19 protein-coding genes and 2 pseudogenes are annotated in these 19,078 nt (G+C 56.4%); 15 read left to right on the top strand and 6 right to left on the bottom strand.

Annotated elements, in window-relative coordinates:
- Nucleotides 1-72: 72 nt before the first annotated feature.
- Entirely contained in the window at nucleotides 73-450 is a 378-nt protein-coding gene (locus BLU15_RS29485; protein WP_090300311.1) for a nuclear transport factor 2 family protein, read from the bottom strand.
- 115 nt (nucleotides 451-565) lie between these two features.
- A complete protein-coding gene (locus BLU15_RS29480; RefSeq protein WP_090300309.1) occupies nucleotides 566-1,393 on the bottom strand; it encodes a transporter substrate-binding domain-containing protein in 828 nt (275 codons plus the stop codon).
- A 291-nt stretch (nucleotides 1,394-1,684) separates the two neighbouring features.
- Between BLU15_RS29480 and BLU15_RS29475 the strand changes: the two genes are divergently transcribed.
- The 13 genes from BLU15_RS29475 to BLU15_RS29415 all read left to right on the top strand — a co-directional run bounded on the left by BLU15_RS29475 (nucleotide 1,685) and on the right by BLU15_RS29415 (nucleotide 15,264).
- Nucleotides 1,685-3,196 carry an ABC transporter substrate-binding protein gene (locus tag BLU15_RS29475; RefSeq protein WP_176960388.1) on the top strand — a complete coding sequence of 504 codons (1,512 nt, stop codon included), beginning with the start codon at nucleotides 1,685-1,687 and terminating at the stop codon, nucleotides 3,194-3,196.
- Nucleotides 3,197-3,285: 89 nt separating this feature from the next.
- Entirely contained in the window at nucleotides 3,286-4,203 is a 918-nt protein-coding gene (locus BLU15_RS29470) for an ABC transporter permease (RefSeq protein WP_090300304.1), read from the top strand.
- Nucleotides 4,196-5,089 carry an ABC transporter permease gene (locus tag BLU15_RS29465; protein ID WP_090300302.1) on the top strand — a complete coding sequence of 298 codons (894 nt, stop codon included), beginning with the start codon at nucleotides 4,196-4,198 and terminating at the stop codon, nucleotides 5,087-5,089. Before BLU15_RS29470 ends, BLU15_RS29465 begins: the two co-directional genes overlap by 8 nt.
- A gap of 2 nt (nucleotides 5,090-5,091) precedes the next feature.
- Nucleotides 5,092-6,765, top strand: a complete 1,674-nt coding sequence (locus tag BLU15_RS29460; RefSeq protein ID WP_090300300.1) for a dipeptide ABC transporter ATP-binding protein — start codon at nucleotides 5,092-5,094, stop codon at nucleotides 6,763-6,765.
- A 12-nt stretch (nucleotides 6,766-6,777) separates the two neighbouring features.
- Nucleotides 6,778-7,506, top strand: a complete 729-nt coding sequence (locus BLU15_RS29455; protein ID WP_090300298.1) for an aspartate dehydrogenase domain-containing protein — start codon at nucleotides 6,778-6,780, stop codon at nucleotides 7,504-7,506.
- Nucleotides 7,507-7,562: 56 nt separating this feature from the next.
- Entirely contained in the window at nucleotides 7,563-9,074 is a 1,512-nt protein-coding gene (locus BLU15_RS29450) for an ABC transporter substrate-binding protein (RefSeq protein WP_176960387.1), read from the top strand.
- A gap of 245 nt (nucleotides 9,075-9,319) precedes the next feature.
- Complete coding sequence (locus tag BLU15_RS29445; protein WP_176960386.1) at nucleotides 9,320-10,768, top strand: ABC transporter substrate-binding protein; 1,449 nt, start codon at nucleotides 9,320-9,322, stop codon at nucleotides 10,766-10,768.
- An 85-nt stretch (nucleotides 10,769-10,853) separates the two neighbouring features.
- On the top strand, nucleotides 10,854-11,234 hold the full coding sequence (locus BLU15_RS29440) for a nuclear transport factor 2 family protein (RefSeq protein ID WP_090300292.1): 381 nt from the start codon (nucleotides 10,854-10,856) through the stop codon (nucleotides 11,232-11,234).
- Between the two features lie 94 nt (nucleotides 11,235-11,328).
- The gene (locus BLU15_RS29435; protein ID WP_090300290.1) at nucleotides 11,329-12,060 is read left to right on the top strand and encodes an aspartate/glutamate racemase family protein; all 732 of its coding nucleotides are present in this window, start codon (nucleotides 11,329-11,331) and stop codon (nucleotides 12,058-12,060) included.
- Nucleotides 12,061-12,109: 49 nt separating this feature from the next.
- Nucleotides 12,110-12,634: a ribonuclease E activity regulator RraA gene (gene rraA, locus BLU15_RS29430; RefSeq protein WP_176960385.1), complete on the top strand. Its 525-nt coding sequence runs from the start codon at nucleotides 12,110-12,112 to the stop codon at nucleotides 12,632-12,634.
- Between the two features lie 148 nt (nucleotides 12,635-12,782).
- On the top strand, nucleotides 12,783-13,517 hold the full coding sequence (locus BLU15_RS29425) for an aspartate/glutamate racemase family protein (protein ID WP_090300288.1): 735 nt from the start codon (nucleotides 12,783-12,785) through the stop codon (nucleotides 13,515-13,517).
- A 62-nt stretch (nucleotides 13,518-13,579) separates the two neighbouring features.
- Nucleotides 13,580-14,419 carry a PhzF family phenazine biosynthesis protein gene (locus BLU15_RS29420; RefSeq protein WP_090300286.1) on the top strand — a complete coding sequence of 280 codons (840 nt, stop codon included), beginning with the start codon at nucleotides 13,580-13,582 and terminating at the stop codon, nucleotides 14,417-14,419.
- A 221-nt stretch (nucleotides 14,420-14,640) separates the two neighbouring features.
- Entirely contained in the window at nucleotides 14,641-15,264 is a 624-nt protein-coding gene (locus BLU15_RS29415; protein WP_210187474.1) for a helix-turn-helix transcriptional regulator, read from the top strand.
- Nucleotides 15,265-15,713: 449 nt separating this feature from the next.
- On the opposite strand, the gene BLU15_RS29410 is transcribed toward BLU15_RS29415, so the two are convergent.
- Both BLU15_RS29410 and BLU15_RS29405 read right to left on the bottom strand, forming a co-directional pair.
- Nucleotides 15,714-16,385, bottom strand: a complete 672-nt coding sequence (locus BLU15_RS29410) for an RraA family protein (protein WP_210187473.1) — start codon at nucleotides 16,383-16,385, stop codon at nucleotides 15,714-15,716.
- Nucleotides 16,386-16,575: 190 nt separating this feature from the next.
- Complete coding sequence (locus tag BLU15_RS29405) at nucleotides 16,576-16,752, bottom strand: oligopeptide/dipeptide ABC transporter ATP-binding protein (protein WP_090300381.1); 177 nt, start codon at nucleotides 16,750-16,752, stop codon at nucleotides 16,576-16,578.
- 23 nt (nucleotides 16,753-16,775) lie between these two features.
- Between BLU15_RS29405 and BLU15_RS40965 the strand changes: the two are divergent.
- Nucleotides 16,776-17,294, top strand: a pseudogene (locus tag BLU15_RS40965) (LysR family transcriptional regulator); the annotation flags it as partial.
- A 23-nt stretch (nucleotides 17,295-17,317) separates the two neighbouring features.
- Complete coding sequence (locus BLU15_RS40225) at nucleotides 17,318-17,677, top strand: LysR substrate-binding domain-containing protein (protein WP_244546843.1); 360 nt, start codon at nucleotides 17,318-17,320, stop codon at nucleotides 17,675-17,677.
- A 78-nt stretch (nucleotides 17,678-17,755) separates the two neighbouring features.
- Here the strand turns inward: BLU15_RS40225 and BLU15_RS29390 are convergent.
- Nucleotides 17,756-18,029 (bottom strand): annotated as a pseudogene (locus BLU15_RS29390) (NAD(P)(+) transhydrogenase (Re/Si-specific) subunit beta); the annotation flags it as partial.
- Nucleotides 18,030-18,105: 76 nt separating this feature from the next.
- Nucleotides 18,106-19,032, bottom strand: a complete 927-nt coding sequence (locus tag BLU15_RS29385; RefSeq protein ID WP_090300278.1) for a LysR substrate-binding domain-containing protein — start codon at nucleotides 19,030-19,032, stop codon at nucleotides 18,106-18,108.
- Nucleotides 19,033-19,078: the final 46 nt, after the last annotated feature.

The following is a 19,078-nucleotide window of genomic DNA, read 5'->3' as shown; positions in this document are numbered from 1 at the left end:
ATACCGGCAACCAAGGCGCCACGCCTCAACGGCGCGGATGGCGCAGTCATTGCTGGATTGTCGAGGTTGTGATCAGGGGTGGCGTGCCGATTGAAATGCGACCTGCTGCCAGCCCGTTGTCTCCTTGACCCACGTTTGAGTGACCGTTGCTATCGCGTCGGCGGAAGTGTTTGTCTCGCGCATTCTCGATGTCATCTTCATTAGGCCGGTTACCACCGCAACAGGACCATAGAAGCGATAGGTGAGGTCTTCCCGTTCGATGGAAACGAATTCGATGACGTGGGTCATGCGATCGAAAAGTTCTTCTCGATTCTGTAGATGCCCGTTCGAGTGAACATGTGTGAGATTATCGGGAAGTATCCTTCTCAACAACTCGAAGTCCATGGTGGTGAGGCCCTTGATGCGCGTTGCTTCACACGCCTGCAATTCCTCAATAAGTGCGCTGGCCATACGTCTTTCCTCTTTTGTTAGCGCGAGACTGTCGCGTGGCAACTCACCGCCATCACAAATCGCGCTTGATTAAGTGATCGCTGACACGGGATGCATCGGCGCCGCAGCCACGGGATTAAAGTTGTGCCTGTACGTCGTCGGGGATGTCTTTTCGCTCGAGACCTATCTTCTCGAACCCTTGCAGTATCCACTCGGTCGTTTGCCGCGATCCCCGCGCGCTCTTAATCCAGGCGTTGAGAAAGTCTCGCCACTCGTAGTCAGCATCCCGCGGAATGGCCATGCAACTTTCCAGGTTCAACCTCGGCTGCTCGAGGAGCGTTATCCGGGACAATGCCGGAAATTTCGCGCGAACACCCATGCCTTGCATCATCGCCACCACAAATGCGTCCGCGCGCCCGGCCTGAGCGGCCACAATCGCGTCGTCGCGTGTCTTGTAGGCAGTGGTTTGAGCGTTTGGGCTGTAGCGGCGGCAAAGTGTGTCAGCAAGCCCGCCGATTACCGTCGCTATTTTGATCTCTGGCTTGTTCAGATCGTCCCACGTCGCGCCGGTGACGTTGGTGCCAGAGACATAGACGATGCCTTGCGTATAGATCGGGTCGGTGAACCTCACCGCCAAGGCGCGTTGCGGCGATTGATTGAAAGGGAAAGCGAGATCCGCCTTGTCCGTCTGTACGTCGGCGATCGAGCTGGAGGTGTTACCCTCAAGGATCGTCAATCTGACATCAAGCACCTTAGCTATATCTTCCGCCATCAGCATGCCTGCGCCTTCCCAGGTACCCGCTGCAAGGTTCTTGATATAGAAGGGGGCCTCGCCCGCAAGAATGGAGACCCTGAGTTCCCCTGTCCGCCGTATGCGCTGCAGGGTCGCCTCATTGGTGGCCGTCTGAGCCTTTGCAGTCGATGCCAGCGCCGCCGCTCCACCGAAAGCGAGCATCTTCAACATATCCCGCCTTATGCCGCGCACAATCGGTCTCCTTGAAACGAGCTGATCTCATGCCGCTCTCGCGAGGACATTTCGCAATCACATAATGCGACAAACGAATTCACGTCCAGAAGAAATTTACAAAACTGGAAAATTCGTATAATATTTCATTATCTACTAGATTTGTAGATTCTGGTTTCTTTGAATGAAGCGGGCCTCATGGGAGGTATTGGATACGTAAATAGGATCAGTTTGGGCGCCTAGATTTCCATCAAGGGTCAGGCGCGCCGCTACAACGGTGAGGGGATTTCCGTGCAGCACAAAAGCATAGCTCTCATAGCATTGACCCTGCTCTGGCTTCAGTCAGCAGCAGCGTTTGCCGATACACCACGCAGCGTCACTATCGTGCTGCCCGATCCACTTGCGTCTGTCGACGCATGTCAGGTGCAGACCTCGACGACGGGTCGGGTCATCAAGCTCAACGTCCTGGAATCCTTGACACAAGTCGATGTCGCAAACGGCGGTGTAAAACCGCGGCTGGCCGACGAGTGGAAGCCTATTGATTCAAATACCTGGGAATTCAAGCTCAGAAGAAACGTCAAGTTCCATGACGGCGCGGAGATGGACGCAAAATCCGTGGCGTATTCGATCGAGCGCGTGCTCGACCCCAATCTCGGATGCGACGCCTATGCGTTTTACTTTGCCAACACCAAGGTGACGACCGAGATCGTTGACAGTCATACCATACGCATTGCCACCGTCCCGCCTCAGCCTATCTTGCCGACATTGATGGAGGCCGTATCGATCGTGTCCCCTACGACACCGCGCAAGGAATTGACGCGTCAGCCCATCGGAACCGGACCATTTCGCTTCACCAGTTGGGACCCACAGTCGGAGATCGTGCTCGACAAATTCGAGGGCTACTGGGGTGAGAAGCCGGCAGTGGAAAAAGCACATTACAAGTGGAGGCAGGAATCGCTCGTCAGAGCCGCTATGGTCAAGCTTGGTGAAGCCGATATTGGCCTCAACATAGCCGATCAGGACGCCGACGATCCGAAAACGGATATCTCCTTCCACAATTCGGAAATGCTGCGCATCCAGATCAATACGGATCGCCCCCCCTTCGATGACGTTCGCGTTCGCAAGGCGCTCAATCTTGCCCTGGATCGTGCGAGCCTCGTGGGCGTTCTGATTAATCCAAAGGCCACGCTGGCCGCTCAGATCGTCGGCCCGAGCGCACTTGGTTTCAATCCCGAAATCAAGCCCTATCCGTTTGATCCCGATCAGGCGCAGAAACTCCTTGCAGAAGCAAAAGCTGATGGAGCACCAGTGGACACCACGATCCAGATGATCGCGCGTGCAAACAACTTCCCAAATGCCGACGAGGTCATGGAAGCCTTTGTGGCGATGTGGGAAGCAGTTGGCCTGAAGGTGAGCGTGAAGACGCTCGAGATGGCGCAGTACCGCGCGTCGGGCAAGCCACCGTTCGAGCCCAATCGCCCAGCGACACTTCGCTTCAGCTCCCATGACAATGCGACTGGGGATGCCGGAGTAAGCATCTTGGCGAAGTATCATTCCAGCAGCTTCCAGGCAGACGTGCCGAACACGGAGGTGGACGCCATGATCGAAAAGGCCCTCGCCTCCACCGGCGACGAGCGCCGTGTCCAGTTCCAGGCAATCTTGAAAAAGGTGCATGATGAAATCGTCCCGGAGATCTGGGTCTACGACATGGTCAGCACAGCTCGCGTTAACCCGCGGATCGATTACAAACCGAATGCCGCCTCCGGTTCGATCATTGATTTATCCAGCATCACGTTCAACTGACGCGACCTGCGAAGGTCTTCCGTCATGGGCCCCCATCTCCCTCTCTCGCGCCATCGGTCCACGACTGAGTGGCAAGGAGCAAACGCTCGATGCTGAGTTTCATCACCAAGAGAGTGCTGCAAAGCCTGGTCTCGATTGCCTTCATGGTCGTCACTGTCTTCTTCCTGGCTCGACTAACAGGCAGTCCGGCAGACCTCTATCTCCCGGTCGACGCTTTGGAGTCGGCTCGTCAGGAGTTCTCCGCGTTACACGGTTTCGATGACCCACTGGGAACGCAGTTCCTGAGGTTCCTGGAGGATCTTCTTCATGGTGACCTTGGCCAATCCCTCCGCCTGAACATGCCGGCGACCGAAGCTGTCCTGCTGGCGCTTCCCACGACATTGACACTGGCGGCGATCGCAATTCCCGTCTCATTGGTCTTGTCGATCATTCTTGGCGCAGCGGCCGCACTCAAGCCCGGAGGCATTTTCGACAGGGTCGCAAGCGCCCTCGCATTGACCGCTGCAAGCATCCCCGAATTCTGGGTCGCCATAGTTGGAATTGTTGTGCTCGCAGTCAGCCTGCACTGGTTGCCGTCATCGGGCTTCGGTACGCCCGCGCACTGGATACTGCCCGTCGCGGTGCTTACGGTCAGGCCACTTGGGATACTGGTTCAGGTTGTAAGGGGTGCGCTCGTCTCTGCGCTCGGCTCGGCATATGTAAAGACGGCGATCGCCAAGGGTGCAGGCCCAGCGCGTATTCTTTTCGTCCATTGCGTGAGAAATGCGATGGTACCGATCGTGACCGTTGCCAGCGACCTCGCACTTAACATTCTGAACGGCGCTGTGATCGTGGAGATCATTTTTGGGTTCCCTGGGATCGGGAGACTGATGCTCGACGCCGTTCTCTATCGAGACTACGCGCTTCTCCAAGCACTTGTGCTGACGACGGCTATCCTCGTTTTTGCCGTAACAGCGCTCACCGACATCCTTTATGCAATCGTTGATCCAAGGGTGGAAAATGTCTGAGATCGCTCAAGTCATGCATCAACCATCCCGGATCAGGATATTGAAGATGGTAACAAGAGACCCCCTTGTATTACTCTCTGCACTTTTCCTGGTTTTGTTGCTTTTCGCCGCAACGGTCGGCGCTTCACTTGTCGAACCAAGCATTGCAAAGATCAACATTGCGCTGCGAGGCCAACCTCCGTTCCAACTTGAGCATGGCTGGCTCTATTTCCTCGGGTCGGACAGCCTGGGCCGTAGCCTTTTGGCAAGGATCATCTATGCCAGCCGAAATACCTTGATGATCGCGACATCGGCCGTTGCCATCAGCCTGGTCATTGGTGTGGTGCTGGGTGTTTGGGCCGGTTACAAAGGTGGCTGGCAGTCAACGCTGATCATGCGGATCACCGACTCCATCATGAGCTTTCCCATCCTGCTTCTCGCGATTCTCCTGCTTTACATCATGCAGGCTCAGAACCAGACCATCGTGATCGTCCTGGCGGTAAGCCGAATACCGATGTTTCTGCGCGTTGCCCGCGCCGAGGTGCTCGAGGTTCGCGAGCGCCTGTTCGTAACCGCCTCAATCACGATTGGCAGCAAGACTGCTTGGATACTGCGAAAACACGTGCTCCCAACGATCACGCCGACGTTGTTGACATTGGCAGCACTTGAGGTCGGTTTCGTGATGTTGTCAGAGTCGAGCCTCAGCTTCATTGGTCTCGGCGTGCAGGCGCCCGAGATCTCCTGGGGACTTTTGGTGTCGCAGGGCACACAGCATCTAGGCACGCTCTGGTGGCTTGCGGTCATTCCCGGCTCGATGATCGTGCTGACAGCACTTTCTCTGAACCTTCTGGTTTCCTGGACGCGCATCTACCTCGATCCAAGACAGAAATGGCGCGTGGAGGCATGAGCATGTTCAACCTAATTGATACGAGCCCATTACCCGAAGAGCGCGATCTTTTGACAATCGAAGCGTTGACGATTGGCTTCAAGGCGAATGGAACAGTGGTTCCGGCCGTGACCGACGTCAACTGGTCGGTCAAAAGCGGCGAGACACTCGTCATCATCGGCGAGAGCGGTTCAGGTAAGAGTGTAACTGCTTCGGCCATCATGGGACTACTCGACGTTCCGCCAGCGGTAATCTCTTCCGGGCGCATCACATTCGAAGGCTTGGACTTGCTGGAGATCACGCAGGCGAAGCGGCGTAATGTCGTCAATGGCCGAGGGATAGCGATGGTGTTCCAGGATCCTCTGGCAAGCCTAAACCCCGTCTTCACGGTCGGACAGCAGATTGCCGAAACGATGCATCTGCACGGCGTTTCCCGCGCCAAGGCAAAGGAAGACGTGATTGCATTGTTGACCCGGGTCGGCATCAAGAACGCTCGCAGCCGCGCCAAGGACTATCCACACCAGTTTTCCGGAGGTCAGCGTCAGCGCGTCATGATCGCCATGGCGATCGCCTTATCACCGGCCTTGCTGATCGCAGACGAGCCCACCAGCGCGCTGGATGTGACAATACAGGCGCAAATACTCACACTCTTGAAGAGCCTCCAGGCTGACAACGGCATGGGGATGATCTTTATCACCCACGACATCAACGTCGCCGCTCAGATCGGCGACAAGGTTGCGATCATGTCGAACGGCCGGGTCGTCGAGGCCGGCCCGGTCAGGGAAGTCCTTTCAGCGCCCAGGCATGAGTATACCAAGATGCTTCTTTCCTGCGTTCCGGGAAGCAAAGCATTGGCAGAACCTGTCGCTTGCGACCGTGACGGTTCATTCTTGAGCGTCGAGCAACTCAACAAAATCTATTCCAAGCGAAGCTTTAATCCCATGCGTCGCAAGGATGAAGCTGTTCACGCGCTCAAAGGCGTCTCATTCAACGTCAACGAGAACGAAATCGTCTGTGTCGTCGGGGAATCCGGATCGGGAAAATCGACATTGGTCAAATCGCTCCTTGGATTAGAAGCGGTGGATTCCGGCAAAGTATCGTTTTGTGGAAGCCCCATTTCCACCCGCCATGGCGCCACCCTGAACCAATTCAGACGGAATGTGCAAGCCGTCTTCCAAGATCCCACTGCGAGCCTCAATCCCCTCATGACGGTGGCGGAGATCGTAGCGGAACCCTGGCACGTCCACACGTCCGTCGTTGCTAAGGACGAATGGGAACCTGCTATCGGGGACCTTCTCGAAACTGTCGGCTTACGCCGTGACCACGCGCATCGATTTCCACATCAGTTCTCCGGGGGACAGCGGCAGCGTATCGCGATTGCTCGCGCCCTTGCCTCACGGCCGCGGTTGATCGTTTGCGACGAAGCAGTATCCGCGCTCGACGTTTCCGTGCAGGCGCGAATTCTCGATTTACTTCGCAAGCTGAAAGCCGAAGCCGGTCTGGCGATCCTGTTCGTGACGCATGACCTCGCCCTGGTGAGAGACTTTGCAGACCGCGTCATCGTGATGAGCGAAGGCCATATCGTCGAGCAGGGCTTTGCCAAGCAAATATTCGAGGCGCCAACCCACCCTTATACGCGCACTCTGTTGGCGTCTCAGCGGCGCCTGGTGCCCGGTCATACAACAGAAAATGTGTGAGGAGAGAGTGTGATGACAATTGTTTCCATTATCGGGGCCGGGCACATTGGAATGCCAGTCATCGATGCAATCACTTCGGGATCGCTTCCGGGCTACCGGTTGGGAAAAGTCCTTGTGAGCGACCGTTCAAAGCGGACAGCAAACGATGGAACATACACGGATGACTGGAATGATCTTGCGCAATCCACGCCGGATATCATCCTCGAGCTTGCCGGCCCCTCCGCTTTCAGGGCCTTTGCCGAGCGGGCCATTTCCGTTGCCGAGACCTGGTCGATAAGTAGCGCCGCCATGGCAGAAGTCGAGTTCGACAAGACTATTACCCGTAGTTTGATCGCCAATCGTCGGTTGCGTTTTCTCTCAGGTGCGATCGGCGGATTGGACGCGATCGCGGCAGCCGCAGTCGACCCCAGCTCCGAAATTATTATCACCGCCGCCCTTAGCACCACGCCGCCCGATGCTGAGCCCGACGTCATTGGGTCTGCACGGGACATTGTACAGCGGTTTGAGGGCGTGAACGTGGTTTCGGCGATAGCACTTGCGGGACACGGTCTTGATAAAACGAGGGTGCGTTATTTCCACCGCCCAGGCACGGAACAGAGGCGCTTTGTCGTGGACGTTTCGAGCCAGCATGGTCAGTACCGGCTGGAGTCAAGGCCGACACCCAAACCAGGTCCTTCCGCCGTCGTGGCGTCGGTCCTATCGGCGCTGCGAGCGCGATCAAACAGGATCGTGATCGGATGAACCTCGTGCGTCTAAACTTTCACAATCAAGGGGCTCCGACACGGAGAAGAGAAAAGATGGTTCCTCTCAAGAGCGTATGCGTACTTTCTTCATTGCTTTTCTCATTTGCGCCAGTGGCTTTGGCGCAAGAAAACAACACCGTGACGATCGCACTCCAATCATCTCTGCCCTCCGTTGATTCCTGCCAGGTACAGACGGGATCGACTGGTCGGGTGATCAAGCTGAACGTCGTCGAGGCGCTAACAGAAATCGATTTCGAGAAGGGCGGCGTAAAACCCCGCCTTGCCACCGGGTGGGAGCGTATCACGCCGCAAACCTGGAGGTTCAAGCTGCGCGAGGGAGCGAAATTCCACGACGGATTACCGCTGGACGCCCAGGCGGTGGTATTTTCGATCGAGCGGGCACTTGATCCCAAGCTGAGCTGCGATGCGTACCAGCGCTACTTCGGCAACACCAAGGTTTCCACCAAGATTGTCGACCCGTCGACAATCGAAATCACCACGGATCCGGTGCAGCCGATCCTGCCTACCCTGATGGAAGCCGTTTCGATCATTTCGCCCTCGACACCGAAGGGAGAGCTAACGCGCAGTCCCATAGGCACTGGGCCTTACAAGTTCACGAAATGGGACACACAACGCGAGATTATCCTCGACCGCAACGACGCCTACTGGGGACAAAAACCCGAGGTGGTCCAGGCAAAGTATGTATGGCGCGAGGATTCGTTTGTGCGCGCCTCTATGGTCAAGCTCGGGGAGGCTGACCTTGCGCTAGGCATCGCCGATCAGCATGCGGACGATCCCTTCATGGATTTTACATTTAACGATGCCGACACGACGCGCATCCACGTCCATATTGATCAGCCGCCTCTAAACGACATTCGCATTCGCAAGGCTCTGAACCTGGCCCTCGATCGCGAAGGCCTGGTGGGGGTTCTGTTTAACAAGGGCGTACGACCCGCCTCCCAGATCGTCGGTCCGGCGACACTTGGCTACAATGGAGCATTGAAGCCTTTCCCATTCGACCTGTCCGAAGCAAAACGGTTCGTAGACGCCGCAAAGGCCGATGGGGTGCCTGTCGATCGTACGATCGTCATGCATGCCTCAACAGGCGGTTTCCCTAACGAAGACGAGGCGCTCGAAGCGTTTGTCTCCATGTGGGAACAGGCTGGGCTTCACATAAAAGTCGAGAAGCAGGAGCTTGCCCAATTCAGGAAGGCCCTTCGGCCTCCTTTCGACCCGAAGCGCTCACCGACAATCAGTTTGACGTCACACGACAACCTAACGGGCGATGCTGGCTTCAGCATAATGTCCAAGTATCATTCGAGCAGTTGGCAAGCCGATGTCCCAGGCCCGCAAACCGATGCGCTCATCGAAGCTGCCATGGCCTCGACGGACGAGACACGTCGCAGGAAGTTCGAAGACATATTCGCGAAAATTCATTCCGATGTCGTGCCGGAGGTGTGGCTCTACGAGATGGTGAGCACGATTCGTGTCAACCCCAGGATCAAATACACTCCGAACGCGGCCAGCAATGTCCAGGTCGAACTCGCTACCATAAAGTTCAACTGACGTACCGGCCCGGAAATCCCTCAGGTCATGGCCAATCAGGCAGCAAACCGTGACGTGTGCCGGCACCCACTCTGTCCGACACGATGGTTGCTCATGGCAAGGGATTTCCAAGGTTCGTCCACCAACGCTTGAAACCTGGCGAGCTGAGATAGGCGCTGCGGGTTTATTCAACAAAGGAAAACAACATGTCCCTCGCGAGGATCTTATGCACAGCGATCGGCCTAACGGTTCTCCCAACGATAGTCATGGCCCAAGACAATAAGGCAGTCACCATCGTGCTGCCGGAGGCCCCTGCCTACGTTGATTCCTGCCAAGTACTAAATTCATCGACCGGACGGGTCGTCAAACTCAACGTTCTCGAAGCACTGACCCAAGTCGATCTCGACAAAGGTGGCGCAAAACCGCGCCTTGCTGCGAGTTGGGAACGTGTCTCTGATAAAACGTGGCGCTTCCACCTGCGGGAAGGCGTGACATTTCACGATGGGACAGCGATGACGCCAGTGGCGGTCGTCTACTCAATCGAACGGACTCTCGATCCAAAGATGTCGTGCGATGTTCGACAAAGGTACTTCAGCAACAGCAAGGTATCAGCCAGCGTCGTTGATGGATCGACAGTGGACATTAGTACGGATCCGGCGCAGCCCATCCTGCCCACGCTTATGGAAGCGATACCAATCATTTCGATGGCAACACCGCGAAATGAGGTGACGAGACAGCCGATCGGGACTGGACCATATGTTTTCAGCCAGTGGGATACACAAAGTCAGATCGTCCTCGATCGAAACCCAAATTACTGGGGTCAGAGACCCGAAGTTGCCCAGGCAAAGTATCTCTGGCGTCAGGAATCATTCGTGCGCGCTTCGATGGTTGGTCTGGGCGAAGCAGATATCGGTCTGCTGATTGCCGACCAGCACGCAGACAACCAGAAGACGGATGTCGTTTTCAACAACGCCGAAATGACCCGGATTCATATCCACATCGACCAGCCTCCATTGAACGACCTGCGAGTGCGCAAAGCTCTCAATCTCGCCTTGGACCGCGACAGTCTCGTGGGTGTACTCTTCAACAAGGGCGCACGCCCTGCTTCGCAGATCGTCGGACCAAGCGTGCTTGGCTACAATCCCGATGTCAAACCCTATCGCTTTGACGCGGCCGAGGCAAAACGGCTGGTCGACGCGGCAAGGGCAGACGGCGTACCCGTCAACCGACAGATCATCATGCACGCTCGGGCAAACAATTTTCCGAATGACAATGAGGTCATGGAAGCATTTGTCGCCATGTGGGCTGCAGCGGGCCTGAACGTGAAGGTTGAGGTTCTTGAGTTGGCGCAATTCAGGGCGGCGCTTCGCCCACCCTTTCCACCTGGTCGCCAACCCACCTTGAGCATTACGTCACACGACAACACGACCGGTGATGCCGCCTTCTCGATTGTGTCAAAATATCACTCGAGCAGTTGGCAGACAGACATTCCGAGCGCGGAAATGGACAGGCGGATCGAGGATGCGACGGCGGCGACCGGTGAAGATCGAAGAAAGAGATTTCAGGACATCTTTGCCGAAGTCCATGAGAACGTCGTTCCGGAAATCTGGATGTATGACATGGTCAGCACGGTCCGTATCGCGCCGCGCATCAATTACATCCCGAACGCTGCGACCAATGCCCAGGTAGATCTCAGCGACATTTCCTTCAACTAGAAACAATTGAGAACGCTGGCACCTTACGCGCGACGGTGTCCGGCGAACCATCATATCGCGCGCAAACTCCAGATAGGACAATCAGATGACATTGACCGCTCAAAACGTTCTCGACACAGAAAATGCCAGGATAAAAGCTCTGGTCGACAAGGATATCGACCAACTCGAGGAAATCCTCTCTCCCAAATTGACCTACATTCATTCCAATGGTCACGTCGACAACAAGTCCCAGGTCATCGAAAAGATGCGCGGAGGGTTTCGTTACGCAGGTCTCACCCGCGGCAAGCTTCACGTCGAGATCTACGGCAACACCGCCGTGATGACGGGGCCGATGGACGTCCGTTTCATTTCCGCCAACGATCCGGCCGAAACGATCCAGGCGATGTCCGCCATGGTCACCCAGGTTTGGATCCAGGAAGAAAACAAACCTCGCATGGTTGCCTACCAAGTGGCGAAGACCGCCTGAGACACCCAAGTCCGGTTCCACGCCATTCCATCGCGCGGGTCACGTCGCTCAGACGTGATCTGCTTGCTGGTCGGCTCCTGGAGAAAAAGCGAAAATGACATACGAAAGGCAGATACGTCACAAGCCCGTTCATGGTGCCACGATTGGTATCGTCATGCTGGATACAAAATTCCAGCGTTTGCCCGGCGACATCGGCCATGCAGAGACCTTCCCTTTTCCTGTGGAATACAAAGTTGCAAAAGGGGTAAGGAAAGGCGCGCTCTTAGCGCCCGAGCAAACCGATGTGCTCGAAACGTTTCTAGATGCTGCCAACGAGCTCATCGATCTGGGAGTCGATGGCATCACCACGAGTTGCGGCTTTCTGTCGAAATTCCAACCGGTCCTGACCGAGCGGTTGTCGGTTCCGGTCGCAACATCCGCCCTCCTCCAGGTCCCAATGGTTAAGGCCACACTTCCGAAGGGAAAACGCGTCGGCATTCTGACGGCCGTTGAGGATGCGCTTACGGCTGAACATCTAAGCGTTGTCGGGATCGATCCCAGCACACCCATCGCGGGCCCGGACCCGAACGGAAAGATGCGCCAGAATTCCATCAATGGTCGCGCGTCGGTTGATTACTTCGAGCAGGAGAAAGACGTCCTCGCCGCAGCCCGAAAGCTGGTCGACCAGAACGTCGATATAGGCGCCATCGTGCTCGAATGCACGAACTTCCCTCCCTACGCCAGCGCAATCGAGCGCGCGCTGGGTCTCCCTGTCTACGACGTCATCGGGATGATCCACTGGTTCCAGAGGGGACTACGGCCTCGCCGCTATGATGTCCCGAGTTAATTCCACGCACCAAACAAAGACGTACATTTCAGCACCCAAAGGAGAAAACATGATCAACTTCACCAGCACACCAGACATTGTCGACGCGTTTTTCGAGGATGCGCAGGTCGCAGACGCAGGCCTGCGTGATTTTGGAGGTATCAAGAAGTTCTGGGGGGAAATCCAGACGGTCTATTGCTACGAAGACAGTACCCATATCGCAGGAAGTCTGGATACCGACGGTCATGGGAAGGTATTGGTGGTTGATGCAGGCGCCTCCATGCGGATGGCTCTCACCGGTGACGAAGTGCTTGGTCGAGCGATCAATAACGGTTGGCATGGCATCATCCTGAACGGGTGTATCCGCGACGTACCACTCGTGCGAGAGATGTCGATTGGCGCCCTGGCCATTGCGTCACACCCCGGCAAGCGCTTTCGCCGTGGGGATGGCAAGCGCAATGTCCCCGTGAACTTCTTCGGCATCACTTTCATGCCGGGCGACTACATTTTCTGTGACGAAACAGGCGTTGTCGTACTGCCTCGTGCAGTCGCACGAGACAACATCCAGGAAGTGGCGGACTCGCTCAAGGATTGATCAACTTTGTGCAGGGGGATCGCTTGTGCAGTGATCCCCTTCTTACCGGCTATCGATCCGACGATCTGGACCGCCGGCATTGCAACACTTCCCGTGCCGGAATCTCAATATGGCAGCCGCACGAAAACAACGGAGTTCGAACCCAATCATGAGCAATATTGAGGCATACAATCCGGCGGCGGCGCGTCGCAGACCGGTCCACGGGGTCTCCGTCGGCATCATCGTTCTCGACACTGGCTTCCAGCGAATTCCAGGAGATATAGGCAACGCAACGACGTTTCCGTTTCCTGTGCAATACATGGTTGCAAAAGGTTTGAAGGAGGGGTCCAGTCTTCAGCCTGATCCCGAGACGCTGCGGAACTTTCTGGATGTTGCAAACCAGCTTGTCTCGCTTGGAGTGTCGGGGATAACGACAAGCTGCGGCTTCCTATCGCTGTTTCAGGACCTGCTGACAGAGAGCCTGCCCGTTCCTGTGGCGACATCCAGCCTACTGCAGATACCGTTGGTTGAGCGATTGCTGCCCAAGGGAAAGCGGGTGGGCGTTCTTACTGCCACGCACGCCAAACTGACACCGGCACATTTCATTGCGGTTGGAGCCCGAGAGGACACACCGTTTGAGGGATTGGAGATGGAGGGGACTTTCCGCCAAAACCTGCGCCAGGGAGTCTCACCGATCCACTATGCCGACCATGAGGCAGATCTGCTCGATGCCGCTCGGCGCCTTCTGGAGAAGAATTCAGACATCGGCGCCATTGTTCTGGAATGCACCAACATGCCGCCTTATGCGCACGCGATCTCGGCCAAATACGGTCTGCCCGTGTTCGATGTCATCAGCATGATCAAATGGTTCTATGGGGCTTTGGTGCCGCGCCCTTACTCTTGAAATCGGACCGTGTTAGCAAATGCCATAACGGTCAGAAGGAAACCAAAGACTGTGGGGGCGAAATGAGCATTCGGACTTTCCCGATCTGGTATGTCGACGCGTTCACTGAGAACTTGTTCGGTGGCAATCCGGCTGCGGTCGTAGCATTGGAAGACACCTGGTTGCCCGACGAACAGCTTCGGGCTATCGCAGGCGAGATCAACCTGTCGGAAACGGCATTTTTCCTACGCGGACATGATCCCATCCCACTTCGCTGGTTTACACCGCTCGTCGAGGTTCCGCTCTGTGGGCACGCCACCCTCGCTACGGCATGGGTCATTAGGAATGAACTGCGAGAGGCCAACGGCGAGCATATCGTATTCGATACGGCGAGCGGACGACTGAACATCAGCGGTTCTTCTGGTCGGTTCATTCTGGATTTCCCCGCCAGGCCTAGCGTTACGTCGAGCATGCCGCTTTCGACGTTGACAGACGTGATTGGCGCTCCCGTTGTGGAGCTCTTTGAAAGTGTTGACCGCTATGTCTGCGTCGTCGCTAACAAGGACGCCGTCAAACGACTTGCGCCCGATCTCTCCAAGATCGCCACGCTGCCGCTACCCGGACTGGTCGTGACCGCCAGAGATGGCGACGATGCGTTCGTCTCGCGGTACTTTGCGCCGGCAAAAGGTGTTGCGGAGGATCCCGTAACCGGGACGTCGCATTGCACTCTCGCGCCATTCTGGGGCGACCGCCTTAACCGCAATCCGATCCTCGGGCGCCAGTTGTCGGCCCGCTCCGGGGAAATTCTTTGTCGAGTGGAACGTGATCGGGTTTTCCTGGAAGGTAAGGGGCGCCTGTTCCTGAAAGGTCACATCAACGTGCCTGTCGCAGGGAACGCTGCAATCTATGAGCCACCGATTTAGGCTAAGATTTTAGCGACGCTGGCCGGCCACATCTGGCGCAAGCCCTGACCCGCATTCCTGAATGCCAACGAGAGACCGACCTTGGAAAACCAACTTGCCGTAGCAAACCGTCACAGGTAACTGGAGCGGCCAATCGACTGGTAAGCCACACGTTCCTGATATGAGACGCACCCTCCGTCAAGGAATTCAACGTCACGCGGTGCCACGACACTTGGAAGATTATGCAAAAGACCTCGGAGCAACGACACATTCTCACGCAGATCAAATACGTCGCTGAAGCCTTGGGAGAGACATTCGCCCCGTTCTGCGAGGTCGTGGTGCATGACCTTTCCGATCCACAGAATGCTATTGTCTCCATTCACAACAACTTGTCATCTCGAGAGGTAGGCGATCCGACCACCGAAATCGGCCTTGCGCGGATCGACGATCCCGACATGCCGCAGATCATGGCGAACTACCCGAACAAGTTCAACGACGGCCGGCAGGTCAAGAGCACATCCATTGGCATCAAGGATTCCGATGGAAACTACATTGCTGCTCTGTGCTTGAACATTGACATAACCATTTTCCAGGATATTCAGAACATCCTGCACGCATTCAGCAAATTCTCGGCTAATCCCATCGTCGAGACGATCGATCCGTTCGGCACGAACGCGATCCGCGCGCGCATCGATGAGTTCGCCGCCTCCAAATCGAAAACACCCAGGACGTTGAAGGCCAGTGAAAGACGGGAGCTGATGCGAGAGCTTCGGAATTCCTCGCTGCTGGAGGCGCGGCGCGCCATGGAGACCGTGGCCCTCCACCTGGGTGTTTCCAAGGCAACGGTCTATGCGGACGCAAAGTAACCCTGGCCTAGGTGAGGAAGCATTGTCGGAGCTTTTTCCAGCCGTTTCATCTCGCAGGGTCGAGCCGCCATATTGTTGGAGTTGGAGCGCAGCGGCCCGATCGCGTTTGTCTGAGAAAACTCGCGGCTGCTCGATCACGACCCTCGTGGCTTGCACCAACACCTCCCGTCCGTCATCGGCAAAGAAAAGTCCTGAGTTCTTTTTCCCGAAGTCGAATTTGTCGGCTAGCGCGGGTTGCGCGATTTTAACGCGATCCCCGTCCTTTGCTCAGGCTATGGCAAGCCTTTGTAGACTTTCGCGCGCCCCACCCGATCCCCGTCGCCGGGAGGCGGCCGTCCGCCTCCTAACATAACTCCATGGTCAAGACGGCAAGCCCGCGCTCGACAAAGTCAACGGGCGATCCGCTACCTCTATCGTGCAGCGTTCCCCTTAAGCTCCCGAGCGATCCTTTATCCTTGCCGCGATCCATGCTGAAACTTGACGACGGGGTCCGTGAGCGAGCGGCCGGCCTTGATCGCCGCGACCCTTCCCGCCTCGGAATCGCGCTGGCGCCCGGCGATATCGATGACCGCCTGGAGCTTGTTACGCGGAATGAAGCAAACGCCCGACGCATCCGCGAGCACGACATCACCAGGCATGACTTTGCAGCCCAAGACAGTGACAGGCCCATTGATTTCCGCGGTTTCCAGCGTCCAACGGCCTGTCACCGGCGTGGTTTCACTTGCCCAGATTGGATACCCGGTCGCCTTGATATGCGGCACGTCACGAATGCCGCCGCTGACGATTGCGCCGGCCCCCCCTTGTGGAAGCGCTATTTCGGCCGACATGCCACCCATGTTTGACACGCCGTCGATCCCCTGAATAACCAGAATGTCACCGGTTTCGGTAATGTTGTGAGCTTCAATCTCGGCTTGGTAGACCTTGGCGACTTTTGCCCTTTCGGCGACGGACTGGGTTCCCTCCAGGAGCTCGTTACGCAACGTGATGACCGGTCCGGCGATTACCGCTTGGGGATCGATCGGTCTCAAGGTCGATGATGCGATAACGTTGCCGCGATAGCCAAGTTCGTCCAAAGCGTCCGAGACGGTCGGCGTATCCATGGTCTTGAGCTCGGCAATCAATGCCGCATCGGGCCGTTCGATTGTAAACGACGTGATACGGTCCGGATCAATTCTGCCAATTGTCTTTTTCATAAGGCTTCCTCCTGAGTTGCGGGCCTTCAGAAGAGAACAAACCAACGAAGAAAGGAATTTCGCATTCGATAAGCCCGCGTTTTAGCTCGCGAAACGCCGGGCTACATACGGCGTGAACTCAGCTCGCGGCCTGCAGTTCGAGTTCGTTCCTGATGCAAGCGACAGAATGGAGTTCTGAAACGTCCCGTAGTTCCGGAACGGATTGGGCGCAGGCTGTCGTCGCGTAGCGACAGCGCGTGCGGAACCCGCAGCCCGATGGAGGAGAAATCGGAGAAGGCGGATCGCCTTGAAGTATGACAGTTCAGCGCAACGGAACCCATGACAAAACATCTACCTTCCCTTCGTGCGATCCAGACATTCGAGGCTGCGGCGCGTCATCTCAGTTTTACGCAAGCGGCGGACGAACTTCATGTGACACCGGGAGCGATCAGCCGGCAGATACGAGCGTTGGAGGATCTTTTTGGACAGCCGCTTTTTGAGCGAATCCACCGCGGAGTGAATTTGACCTCCTTTGGAATCAAGTACTTCAATGGTATCTCGCATCATTTCTCTGAGTTGCGAAAACTAACCGAAGCGACGATCCCGCAAGAAACCTCCGCTTCACTGCATATCCTGTGTTCGCAGACGTTTGCCATTCGCTGGCTTATGCCGAGATTACCAGACTTTCATCGCCGGTATCCGCAATTCGATGTCACGCTAACCACCTCTTCAAAACCGTTGGATTTCGCAACCTGCAACGCAGACGTTGCGATCCGCCTCGGCCAGGGCGACTGGAAAGACACCATTTCGTATCCCCTGGTGACAATGCCGCTCATGCCTGTCTGCAGCCCGTCCTACAGGCGATCGGCGGATTTTCGACCTTGCAAGATTTCCAGCGCGCGACGATCCTCAACTCGCTTGCCCGACCGGACGACTGGAACAGTTGGCTTGAGGCTGTCGGGTTTGAAGGACAAGTCGGGCGCGAGATGGGATTTGAGAACTCCGCTCTTACCTATCAGGCTGCGATCGAAGGATTAGGGTTTGCCCTCGCACAACTGCCCCTCGTTGAAGCCGAGCTTGCTCGCGGGGATCTTATTACTCCCTACCCCGTGACGCTGGATAACCACATCACCTTCCATTTGATATTTCCCGCCGGGGCACCCCGCAACGCGATGCTGAAGAACTTCGAAACCTGGATCATCTCGAAAGCTGTCGCTGGTCTGTCTCCGTCGGAAAAGTAAGTCTCAGCCGGCACGTTTGCGTATTGGGAGCATACAGCAGATCTGTCTTCAGCCTCTGCGTTGGCAGGGCTGATGCCGAATGACGGAGCCGGTCAAGGTGACCGCGCCGATGAGACGCCCAGGAAAACCTCGACCTCCATGATCGACAGCTCCACCGGTTCCTTTGGGCGAGGATCGCGGCAATGCCGGTCATTGCGGAGCGGGTCGCTGCATCTAGGCCAGCGACGTCTGCCGCTTCGATATGGGCGTTGAAGCCAATGAACACGGCGGCTTGACTCACGAAGGAATGGAGTGCCGCAACGAGTTGCGGCATCTCGGTCACCTGGACGCGGGAAGCGACGAAGCGGCCGAGCTTAGGCAGAGATTAACTAAGAGCCTGCCGTCTAAGTGGCGATACTAGGACACCTCTCGGCCGGGATGCCGGCTGACTATAGGATGTGCCCGCTCCAGACGTTGCGAGCGACAAAGTCGGACGCTATCTCTGTGAACGTTTCCGCCACGAAACGAGCCGCCGGACTGACCGGCCTATCTGCAGGATAGGCTACCACCAATTTGCGAGTGGGGGTTGGATCGACCAACGGAGCGGCACTTAGACGCCCGGATTTCACCAACGAGTAAATCGGTGCCAGGGGCAGAATTGTCGACCCGAAGCCGTTTCTCACCAGATTGATCATGGCGCCGAAGGAATCGGCCTCGACACTGGTTTTCAAGGCAACACCAGCCTGGTCGGCGCATTCTTCGACGATAACGCGCAGTCCGTGTCGTGGGCTCGGCAGAACCATTTCTGCTTCCGCTAACCTGGCAAATTGCACGGGAACATCCAAACTTAGGGGATGTTCGGCGTCCGCGCTGACATACATCAAATTCTCCATCATGATGGGCCTGATGCGCAACGATCGAAGAGATTCCGGATTGTACGATACGGCCAGCTCGACTTCGCCGCGTTGGAGCCAGTCCATGAGATGGCCGCTGAAAGCGGACAGAATACGAATCGCGAGCTTAGGGTGGGCCTTCTTGATCTCGCTGACCAGCGGTACCGTCATGATCTCGGCCACCGTCGGCGTCATGCCCATCACCACCATACCTTGATAGGACGCTTTTCCACCTGACGTTATGTCACGAATGGCTTCAAGCTCGATCATGACCCTCGTGGCATGCTCCAACACCTCCCGTCCGGCATCGGTAATGACCATCCCGCGCCCGTGACGATTGAAGAGGAAGGTTCCTAGTTCTCTTTCCAGAAGTCGAATTTGTCGACTGAGGGCGGGTTGCGCAATATTGAGGCGATCCGCCGCCTTGCTCAGACTACCAACTTCAGCAACATGAATGAGTGTCTTGAGTTGCGCGACATCCATGTCTTTTCCCTAGTCTATGGCAAGCCTGCTCAGCCTTTCTGAGCAC

The sequence above is a fragment of the Ensifer sp. YR511 genome, from assembly GCF_900103045.1.
Taxonomy (GTDB): Bacteria; Pseudomonadota; Alphaproteobacteria; order Rhizobiales; family Rhizobiaceae; genus Ensifer; species Ensifer adhaerens.
The sequence above is the reverse complement of the archived record's forward strand: the minus strand, read 5'-3'. Positions and strand labels throughout refer to the sequence as shown.